Here is a 9,933-nt window from a genome sequence, read left to right as displayed (position 1 = left end):
ATAATATATATTAAAAAATATTTATATAATATACTCTTAACTACAACGATAGTGAGCGATTAATGAAGTGATTTCTGATAGGAATAAAAAATAGCATCAACCAAATTTCCTTAGGTTGATGCCATTGCCCTGAACAACAGGGCTTCTATAATATTTTGGCGCACCCGACAGGGATCGAACCTGCAACCGTCAGAATCGGAATCTGATACTCTATCCAATTGAGCTACGGGCACATCATTTGCAGGATTTATTATATCATAAAATTAAGGGAACGGCTACTTAAAATTTCTATTTTGACATCATCCTGGGACCACACACGATCTGTCCTAGTTGAAATGCTGTATTATAGCACATCCTGTGTTTACAGCTTATAGTATCCCATAGCGAATGAATTTAGGCAAATGGTGGGAGAGGGGGATTGATCAAGACGTAAAGCATTGCAAATTTTATGCAGGGAAAAATCCATTTAACCGTTCTGCTTTGATTTTCAGGTATTTTGTAATAGACGCAGCTTCTGATGTTTCATATCTGAGAGCATTAGCATGATTTGACAATATATAATTTTCTTGTACGAAACGTTTCAATGAGGTATTAACCATATTGTAATTATTTCTCATCAAATTATAATTTCTCAAGGAAACGATTGTTATACATATTCTTATACATTTTATACACAAAATCCTCATTACTATAAATTGAGCTGATACATTTTGAATATAACAGGAAAATCTTTTAGCTGCCATTACTCTTCATAGGAATAACGAAATGTCATCCCTTCTTGTATTGTTTTTATCACTTGTTCTGTGAATGCTTTCTCTGCTTCTGTAACAATTCCCCTATGCCAAAACTCCTGACGAGGTCCATAACCAAAGTCCTTGCAGGTGTATTCACGTTATCAACCCCATAATTCCTTGTTTTTAAGTTCGAAAAACTGTGATTTTCAGACTATCTATACGATTCTATAAACTGGAATATAATAAGACTGCAAAAATCTAAAACTGCTTCTCTCTTTTACTAAACGAAAATTCTCATATAGCTTATTATCTCCTTATAATCGATATTTTTTGAATCATAGTATATACCTTTATAATACAAAACGAAATGATTTTTTTGTTCATCCTTAATATTAAGAATACAACACTCAGGCAATATAACTTCTTTCCCTTTAGTGTAGGTTGGCTTATCATCGTGTAAAATACCAAAATAGTCTAAAGTTTCTAATAATTTTGTAAAAGAACATCCCCATGCCTTTGTTTGCATAACTGCTACAACTTCATCTACGCTAAGTCCAGTAAGCATAGCAATGCATAGTTGTCCGCAATATCCAGTTTTGGGATAAGTAATACTTTGAATACTGTCAATTTTTCGTATAGGGTTTTCCTTAGAATATGGACTATCACAATTTATCCGTGTTAGTCCACTAATTACTTCAAAGGCAACACTTAACGCATCAACGCTATTGATCTGATGTATTACATTCTTTCTGATTGGTATATAATAAGTCCCCTCTCCTTTAGGAACTAGCTTACATTCGAACGTACAATTCTCTTCTATATACACTCTCACTGCAACCATTCCCTTTTGACCACATTTTTCCCAAACATTGAAGGGTATTTTAATGAAATATCGATTTCCCTGCTTGAATAATTTTTCTGTGAATGTATATGTCATTATATTTTGCCCTCCACAATTTCTAATTTTTTTATTACTCTCTACACCAATCTCATAAACTGGAAGTTATCTCTTACTTTTCCTTATTTATCATGTAAGATTGTAAGCTCTTTTGACAACCATTCTTTTCATAAAATTTCTCTGCTTCTGGTTGAGAACCGAAATATAACATTGTAGGTGTATTTTCTTTTGCAAGTTGAAGAAGTTTACTTCCTATACCTTGTTTTTGATATTGAGGAAGAACAAGTAGCTCTGTAATTGTTCCAAAATAGTAACCATCGGAAAGAATACGCAAACACCCTACTAACTTATTATTGTCATAGGCTGTTATATTTAGTGTTTTAGATAATGCTTGCCTTGTCTGTTCCATGTCATAATTGCCTTGCCATACTTGATTGACAAAAGAAATAAACATTGATACATCAAGGTTTTTATCATCTACTTTGTAGTCCATTATTGTTCCTCCTACTTCTAATTTTCTAGTTTGATAAACTGAAATTTAGTGATGTGTGGATTATGCTCATTTTGCACACAGGATAAAATCCATTACTACTTTATTAAATTCTATTGGTACATCCATATTTACAAGATGTCCTGCATTTTTAAAAATCATCACTTGGCTGTTAGGCTCTGATGTATGCCACATTTCAACTGCGTTTAATTCCATTGGAATATCTTGATCACCACAACCTATGAGAATAGGATAACTTCTTTTTGTAATACATTTGTTAACCATGCCATTCAGTCCAGCAAGATACATAAATGACTTTTTAGGAAAACTAATATTCATCTGGTAAAATTCCTCTTGTGCTTGTGGGGTATAAGCGGAAATTAATTTATTGCTCTGTGCAAACCATTTAATTGAAAATATAGCCTTAAGCATCATTAACCCTTGCGCTTTTCCATTCTCTTTTTGCATTGATGTATCGAAGTTGTTTATATCATATCCACCAAAACAAGCAATGGATGCGACCATTTCAGGATATTTGTTTGCAAAATCTTGAACAAGCACAGCACCTATTGATACGCCAACAAGGTGGACTTTAACGATATTTTCTGCATGCAAAATATCTTTTATATACATTGATGTTTTTTCAATTCCATCTCCCTTTTTTGTTTTAGTAGATTTTCCATGCCCAATTAAGTCAACGGTTATGACTGTGAATTTTTGAGAAAAATCTTCTATTTGCTTTGCATACTGTGTATGGTCTGCAAAAGCGGAATGAAGAAATAATATAGTTTCATCATACTTGGTTTCTGAAATGTAATACCACATAGGTGTAGAATCTATTTTTTTACTAATCATATTCATGATATACCTCACATTATATAAATAATCTTCCCGACAAATTCTAATTTGTCTACTTCATTTTCTCTTGACACTCACTACATTCTCTGTCATGTATAGAAATTATACCACCACATTTATAGCAAGAGTATATAATTTTCTGTTGCTCCATAAACTTATCTAATCCATCTTCTTTTACAAAAGCACTATTTTCCATGAGGCTTGCTTGATATCTCTTATTATAACTTTTCTCAAGATTTTTTATCAGCTTACATGGATAGTCTAAACACTCATAGCAATAGGATAATTTTTTATCTTTAACACAATCTTTAATCTTACATTTACGACAATGCTCTGGTTTGCCCATATCACTATTTAAACAGCCAGCACATGGTTTTTTATGATAGCAATGTTTGTAACAAACTTTACAATTCATTCCACACGGGGCAAACATGCTAGTATCAATATTTTCTGTTGGCATTTTCATTATCCTATGCTCCTTCCATTTGTTTAGACACTTAAAAATTCTATTTTTCTAGTATGTAAGTTGCAATTTGTAAATCAAACAATATTCTCTCCCAGAATTATTTTGGGCATTGTGATCAAACACCTATTCCAACGCTTATAGAACTTTTCCAAACCCAGTTTTCCAACCCGTGCATGAACTTCTTCATTTTCCATCACCCAATACAAGACATATGTTACCTTACCTACATTTCTTGTAAGACGAACAGGTAATTCTCCTTCTTTAACTGCATTGAAATCTTTTTGTCGGTGAGTACGTTTTATATAGTGTACATCAATAACACCATCTTGCTTTAAGTAAAATTCCGCTACTTCCCTCATCAGTTCCTCAATTTCATCTAACTTTGTCAGTTTAGCCTCATATATGCATATTTCATTAAACATAAAATACCTCCACCAATTGTGATTTATCTCTACAGCCATTGAATGAATGCTGTCTTATCTAAGCTGTTATAGCCAGCCTTATGATATAAGTTTAAAGTTGACTCATCTTTTGCACCTGTAAGTAACATCATTTTATAACAACCGGACTTTTCTGCAATTTCTTTAGAATAATGTAGGCACTCTGTAGCGTATCCTTTTCCTCGATAGGCATTATGTGTAACAACATTTTCAACAAATGCATATGGTCTAACGTTCCTTGTTAAGTTTGGGATAACTATACATACACAAGATGAAACGATCTTACCCTCTATTTCCTTAACTATAATATGATGGTTTTTATCGTTCACAATAGAGTGCCATGTTTTCCTCAAATCCTCTGTCATCTCAGGAACTGAATCTTCGTGTAAATGTGTATACAAATTCAATAAATCATTCAATTCATACTCATAAATTTCTCTAACCATAATACCTCCATAAAAAACTAAGTATGTACTTCTATTTTTCTTTTATACGATCACTAAATTGCTTTAAATCAAGTTTGACTTCATCCGGAAGTTTATCATAATCAACATGATCAATTGCACCTTGCAGTGCATATAGATGAACTAAGCATACATTTGGATGCTGTTCCTTTAATTGAAGAAACACTTCTTTACTACCTAGTCTTATCAAATCTTCTGATGACCTGACACCAATTGAGAAAAGCTTTCTTTTCATTTCTTTTCCAATGTTTAACATATTATCTAGACTTTCCATATATTATCTCCTCTAGTTTTGTTTTACCTATACATTCATTTTAACATAATTGGTAATGTAAAAAATAAAATATATTAAAAACATCATCTAATCAAGCTCATTCTATATATAAAAGTACCAGCTTCTGAATAAAACTGTCTAATCTTACCTATATGGAAGACAATTCAGCTTTTCTCGTGTACAATTAAGAAAAGAAGGAGTGCGTGCCAAAAGCAATCGGCATGCAAATGTATCGTATCATGATGAAGAAAATCGGATGCTGTATACTGATGCTACTGCTATGCTGTGCATGCAGCGCTGAGCCTGACAGGGATGCGGAGGAATTTCAGAAAGACAAGGATACTGTAGCACAGCTGGATACAGCCTTAAAAAAACTGGAAAACGCAGAAAGCTTTCATTTGAAGCAGGAAAATGAAGAGGGACAGCTTGTCGATGTGAGTATTCGTAAATCCAGCAGCAGCGAGGATACTACAGCTAAGCCAAGCGATGATAGCAAGGCAGATGCCCCTTATGAATTCAGCGGCACCTATACGGATGAAAAGGGAACTGCCTATCATATTGAACAGACAAGGAAGTCAGGGTTAATGGCGGAGGTGAGCATAGCGGATACCGGTCTGCTGTCCTGGGGCGTCAACACCATACGCTGGGACAAACAGACCTTTGAACAAACCCTGGAAAATGCTGTACTAGAGGACTATGTGCGTATCTGCGAAACAAATGATGACCAGCTGCATACCTGTAAGGTAGGCGAGCTTACGGTTACCTTTCAAACGGATGCAGATGGATATCTCATCTATCATAAAAGCAGCAGAGATCAAATTATGCGAACATATACGAATATTAACAAAGAACAGGTACACTTCATGAATGAAATTTGACTTGTGAATTATAAACAAGCGCTAGGATTATCGATTGAGCGAAGAGTCGTAACCATGCGTGGATAAAATCAATAAGGTAAGAGAAGAAAGCAGAATGCACAAGCGATGCCTGCACACCTCTTATTTTGAAAAATGAAAGAGAACAGAGACTTCACTTGCTGGAAAAGGAAGTCTCTTTTTCCTATTCCCGCCAACACCTTGCTGTCGTATACGGCACACACAAATCGCTACGCATGTCCTGCATATCGGCTGTGAAAGGAAAAGCCGTTCCTCATCTTCTCTGCATTTGCACAGCCCTGAAATCCTCTGTTCTCAATCCTGAACGCGTATCATATTCTGTACTGTTCACCCAGCTTCTTTCTTGTGAAAAATCGCTGTTTTTTAATTTGTTATTTTATTCACAAAAAGTGAGAAACTGTTGGAATGCCAACACGTAACAGGAAAAAGGGAGTGTTATCATAGGGGTGGATCCAAGGTTGGTGGCTATATGAAAAAGAACGATGTAAACGCTTTATTGAAATTCCATATGCATCAGGAATTCGCCGTACTGCCCATCGTATTGTATGTTCTGCTGAGCGGTATCATCATGATCTGTTTTCATTATTACTCGATGAAGGCGCTGATTCTGGCAGCGGTACTTGCCATTGTGATCGGGTTCCTCCTGTGTGCTGACAAGGCGCATTACTGGGATGCCATTGTACACGGTCTTGCCCAGTATGGAAATGCCAGACTGATTATGATCTTCATGGTGATCGGTATCTTTTCCAAGCTTCTGGCTGTCGGACAGATCGGCTCCGGCTTTGTCTGGATCGGCATGCATCTGCATTTGAGCGGAGGAAGCTTTACGGTTTTCTGTTTTCTTGTATCCTCGCTTATTTCCATGGGCGCAGGTGCACCGATAGCGGCACTTCTGGCCGTTGTACCGATTTTTTATCCGGCAGGGGTGCTGATGGGCGCTGATCCTGCGATTCTGACAGGGGCTATGCTGAGCGGTATATTCTTTGGGGATGCACTCTCCCCAAGCTCTCAGGTCATTCATACGACGATTGCCTCCCAGCATGATCCTGTTACAAACAAGGGCGCTGATTTGCTGCGTGTAATGAAACAGCGTCTGCCGTATCTGCTCATCGCAGGAATTCTGTCCACTGTTCTGTTTTATGCTCTGGGAACCAGTGGAAACGCACAGAATCCCGAGCTGCTAGCGAGCATGTGCAATCCTAAGGGACTGTGGATGCTGCTGCCGATTCTGCTTCTACTGATAATCTGCTTTAAAACAAGTGATCTGTTTGTCGGCGTCACCTATGCAATCGTGGCAGGTATATGCGTTGGATTTGCCACCGGATTGTTCCAGTTTTCTGACCTGATCAGCATTCAGTATGAAACGCAGGAGCTGCATGGCATTCTGTTTGACGGTATATCCGGCGTGGTGGATATCATCATTTCCACCATCCTGCTCTATGGTCTGATTGCGATTGCCGTAGAGGGTGGAATGATGGAGAAATGCTGCAACTATCTCACATCACGAAAAGCCATACAGCATACAGGCGGTGCAGAGGCAATGATTTCCCTTGGCGTTGGTATCGTCAATATTCTTCTAGCAGGCTGTGTGCTGCCTTCCATTCTCATGTTTAAGGATATCGCAGATACTATTGGAAAAAAGACCGGAATCTCAGCGGAGCGCAGGAGTATTCTGTTAACTGCGATGACAACGAATATAACAGCAATCATACCAATCAACAGCGCCTTTGTCATGGGAGCTGTTACCGTGATCAATCAGCTGGCCGCAAATCATGCCTATCTGCCGGTTGTCACACCGTTTCAAATTTTCCTGTCCTCCTATTACTGTCTGCTTCTGACACTGATCTGTGGTATCTGGGTCGTGCTTGGTGCAGGGAGAGAGGGAGAACATAAATATAGTATGACGTACCATCATGCAAAGGAGTGAGGATGTATGGAAGAACGCTATGATGTCATCATTATCGGAGGAGGACCTGCCGGTCTGGCAGCTGCCATCTATGCAGGAAGAGCCGGACGAAAAACCCTCATGATTGAGAAGGGAAGCTTTGGCGGCCGTATCAACGACACCAGAGAAATCCGAAATTATCCGGGCTTTATTACTGACAGCGGGGCAGGTCTGATGCAGAAATTTAAGGCGCATGCCCAGTCGTATGCCACCAATGTTTTCAAGCGCACCACGGTAACCGGATTGGATACGATGGAGGACGGGGCATTTCTTGTACACACAAAGCGCCGCGGAGATTTTATCGGTGACTGTGTGATTCTGGATACGGGGACAAAGCCGAGGGTTCTCGGTATTCCGAATGAAATCGAGCTTGCCGGACATGGGGTTGCCTATTGCGCTACCTGTGATGCGGAGTTTTTCCGGGATAAGGAAATCTATGTGCTGGGAGCCGGCGATCAGGCAATCGAGGAAAGCGGATATCTAACGAATTTCGCAAAAAAGGTAACCGTTATCGTCCTGCATGAGGAGGGTCACCTTGACTGTAATGAAATGGCAGCGGCTGAAGCCTATGCAAATCCGAAAATAGAGTTTGTCTGGAACACCACCCTGCAGGAAATTCTGGGGGATGAGGAGGTCTGCGGGTTAATCCTGAAAAACGTTGTCAGCGGTGAAACACGAAAGGTGCGTGCGGATGGTATTTTCTTCTTTGTCGGCATGGTGCCGCAGACGGAGTTTGTACAAAATGTTGTTGCCTGTGATGCAAAGGGCTATATTCTTGTGAACGAGAAAAAGGAGACCAGTGTTCCGGGCATTTATGCAGTGGGTGACTGCACACAGACCTTTCTGCGTCAGGTGGTCACATCAGCCGCAGACGGAGCGATTGCCGCTACGGCAAGTGAGCGGTATTGCAGGGAGCGGAATCAGCTGAAGAGCATTCTGACACCGGATTCCGGCAGAGTTGCTTTTCTATTCTATAATCCGTATGAAAGCTCACAGATAGAACAGGTGACACAGCTGGAGGAGGCCTTACAGAATGATTATACAGTCATTCGTCAGGATATCACCAGACAGACCCTGCTGTACCAGCTGCTGCATATGGATGGAACCTTGTCCAGTGCGATGTTTGAACATGGTAAATTGATAAAAAAGAATGGTAAAGAGGCAGCGTAAAACCATAGAATGGAGGAATGCAATATGGGACAGCCTTTCGTTTTTCCACACGGAGTAACCGTATACGATCCGCAGAAATGCTGGAACGGGTACACGATCGTACCCCTGATCAATGACGGTGTATTGTTGTTTGATATGAATGGCAATGAGGTGCGCAGATGGAATATGCACGCCATGCCGCCGAAGCTTTTGCCTGGCGGCTATGTGATGGGGCTGAGCGGATACCGCCATCCGGATTATGGTATGCAGGATGGCGTGAATCTGATTGAAATTGATTACGATGGGAATATCGTCTGGGAATTTGATAAATTTGAAAATATCAACGATCCCGGAAGAGATCATCGCTGGATGGCACGGCAGCACCACGATTATCAAAGGGAAGGAAATCCGGTTGGATATTATGTACCGGGAATGGATGCAAAGCCATTGGAGGGGAATACCCTGATTCTGGTTCATCAAACCATTAAAAATCCGGCAATCTCCGATAAGAAGCTGCTGGATGATGCCATGATTGAGGTGGATTGGGAAGGAAACATTTTATGGAAATGGTCTATTTCCGATCATTTTGATGAGCTAGGCTTCGATGAGGCCGCAAAAAATATTCTGGCACGCGATCCGAATATGCGTTCCAGTGACGGTGGTGTCGGTGATTATCTGCATGTGAACTGCATGAGCTATCTTGGCCCGAATAAATGGTATGAGCATGGGGATATGCGCTTTAAGCCCGACAATATCATCTTTGACTGCCGTGAGGCGAATATTCTTGCCATTCTGGATAAGGAAAGCGGGAAGATCGTATGGAAAATCGGTCCGGATTTCAATGCGACTCCGGAATTGCGGAAGCTTGGCTGGATCATCGGACAGCATCATTTCCATATGATACCGAAGGGTCTTCCGGGAGAAGGAAACCTGATGGTGTTCGACAACGGAGGCTGGGGAGGCTATGGCGTTCCGAACCCGGGCAGCCGCAATGGCTCCAAGAATGCGCTGCGGGATTACAGCCGTGTGCTGGAGTTCAATCCGATTACATTGGAGGTTGTATGGAAGCTGACACCAAAGGAGCTTGCGCATGCCATACCAACCGATGCCAGCAAGTTCTATAGTCCCTATGTATCCAGTGCCCAGCGTCTTCCAAATGGAAATACACTCGTGACAGAAGGAAGCGATGGTCGTATAATCCCGTCTTTGACAGTTTAAGAAAAAAATAACTCAAGAAAACCCTTTAGTTAAGGGTTAATCTTGAGTTTTTGGTTTTGCAGGTGAATATAGTAATTGATTTGCAACCTTAGACTGATGAA

General features: G+C 40.0%; 10 protein-coding genes, 1 tRNA gene and 1 pseudogene. 4 read left to right on the top strand and 8 right to left on the bottom strand.

What is annotated here, in order from left to right:
• Positions 1-156 precede the first annotated feature (156 nt).
• The 8 genes from NE665_RS22680 to NE665_RS22645 form a co-directional block, all read right to left on the bottom strand.
• Positions 157-233: transfer RNA gene (locus tag NE665_RS22680), tRNA-Arg, on the bottom strand.
• A 781-nt stretch (positions 234-1,014) separates the two neighbouring features.
• The gene (locus tag NE665_RS22675) at positions 1,015-1,671 is read right to left on the bottom strand and encodes a DUF1905 domain-containing protein (protein ID WP_117444779.1); all 657 of its coding nucleotides are present in this window, start codon (positions 1,669-1,671) and stop codon (positions 1,015-1,017) included.
• A 73-nt stretch (positions 1,672-1,744) separates the two neighbouring features.
• Entirely contained in the window at positions 1,745-2,125 is a 381-nt protein-coding gene (locus tag NE665_RS22670; RefSeq protein ID WP_117444780.1) for a GNAT family N-acetyltransferase, read from the bottom strand.
• Between the two features lie 66 nt (positions 2,126-2,191).
• Positions 2,192-2,983, bottom strand: a complete 792-nt coding sequence (locus NE665_RS22665; RefSeq protein WP_233104843.1) for an alpha/beta hydrolase — start codon at positions 2,981-2,983, stop codon at positions 2,192-2,194.
• 49 nt (positions 2,984-3,032) lie between these two features.
• Positions 3,033-3,446 (bottom strand): DUF3795 domain-containing protein, encoded by a 414-nt coding sequence (locus NE665_RS22660; protein ID WP_117444781.1) that lies wholly within the window; start codon positions 3,444-3,446, stop codon positions 3,033-3,035.
• Positions 3,447-3,520: 74 nt separating this feature from the next.
• Complete coding sequence (locus NE665_RS22655) at positions 3,521-3,868, bottom strand: hypothetical protein (protein ID WP_117444782.1); 348 nt, start codon at positions 3,866-3,868, stop codon at positions 3,521-3,523.
• Positions 3,869-3,897: 29 nt separating this feature from the next.
• Entirely contained in the window at positions 3,898-4,332 is a 435-nt protein-coding gene (locus tag NE665_RS22650; RefSeq protein WP_117444783.1) for a GNAT family N-acetyltransferase, read from the bottom strand.
• Positions 4,333-4,363: 31 nt separating this feature from the next.
• Positions 4,364-4,624: a TfoX/Sxy family DNA transformation protein gene (locus NE665_RS22645; protein ID WP_117444784.1), complete on the bottom strand. Its 261-nt coding sequence runs from the start codon at positions 4,622-4,624 to the stop codon at positions 4,364-4,366.
• 203 nt (positions 4,625-4,827) lie between these two features.
• On the opposite strand from NE665_RS22645, the gene NE665_RS22640 reads away from it, so the two are divergent.
• From NE665_RS22640 to NE665_RS22625, 4 genes and pseudogenes are all read left to right on the top strand, one after another.
• Positions 4,828-5,502, top strand: a complete 675-nt coding sequence (locus NE665_RS22640; RefSeq protein ID WP_233104844.1) for a hypothetical protein — start codon at positions 4,828-4,830, stop codon at positions 5,500-5,502.
• Between the two features lie 487 nt (positions 5,503-5,989).
• A complete protein-coding gene (locus tag NE665_RS22635; RefSeq protein ID WP_118654637.1) occupies positions 5,990-7,447 on the top strand; it encodes a hypothetical protein in 1,458 nt (485 codons plus the stop codon).
• A gap of 6 nt (positions 7,448-7,453) precedes the next feature.
• A complete protein-coding gene (locus NE665_RS22630; RefSeq protein ID WP_117444786.1) occupies positions 7,454-8,635 on the top strand; it encodes an FAD-dependent oxidoreductase in 1,182 nt (393 codons plus the stop codon).
• A gap of 24 nt (positions 8,636-8,659) precedes the next feature.
• Positions 8,660-9,814, top strand: a pseudogene (locus NE665_RS22625) (aryl-sulfate sulfotransferase); the annotation flags it as partial.
• Positions 9,815-9,933 lie beyond the last annotated feature (119 nt).

The sequence above is a fragment of the Clostridium sp. DFI.1.208 genome, from assembly GCF_024463855.1.
GTDB lineage: Bacteria > Bacillota_I > Bacilli_A > Erysipelotrichales > Erysipelotrichaceae > Clostridium_AQ.
The sequence above is the reverse complement of the archived record's forward strand: the minus strand, read 5'-3'. Positions and strand labels throughout refer to the sequence as shown.

What these genes read in the sequence shown, in the direction of transcription:
- NE665_RS22675 (WP_117444779.1), bottom strand. Translation starts at nt 1,671, where the DNA reads ATGACATATACATTCACAGAAAAATTATTCAAGCAGGGAAATCGATAT.
- NE665_RS22670 (WP_117444780.1), bottom strand. Translation starts at nt 2,125, where the DNA reads ATGGACTACAAAGTAGATGATAAAAACCTTGATGTATCAATGTTTATT.
- NE665_RS22665 (WP_233104843.1), bottom strand. Translation starts at nt 2,983, where the DNA reads ATGAATATGATTAGTAAAAAAATAGATTCTACACCTATGTGGTATTAC.
- NE665_RS22660 (WP_117444781.1), bottom strand. Translation starts at nt 3,446, where the DNA reads ATGAAAATGCCAACAGAAAATATTGATACTAGCATGTTTGCCCCGTGT.
- NE665_RS22655 (WP_117444782.1), bottom strand. Translation starts at nt 3,868, where the DNA reads ATGTTTAATGAAATATGCATATATGAGGCTAAACTGACAAAGTTAGAT.
- NE665_RS22650 (WP_117444783.1), bottom strand. Translation starts at nt 4,332, where the DNA reads ATGGTTAGAGAAATTTATGAGTATGAATTGAATGATTTATTGAATTTG.
- NE665_RS22645 (WP_117444784.1), bottom strand. Translation starts at nt 4,624, where the DNA reads ATGGAAAGTCTAGATAATATGTTAAACATTGGAAAAGAAATGAAAAGA.
- NE665_RS22635 (WP_118654637.1), top strand. Translation starts at nt 5,990, where the DNA reads ATGAAAAAGAACGATGTAAACGCTTTATTGAAATTCCATATGCATCAG.
- NE665_RS22630 (WP_117444786.1), top strand. Translation starts at nt 7,454, where the DNA reads ATGGAAGAACGCTATGATGTCATCATTATCGGAGGAGGACCTGCCGGT.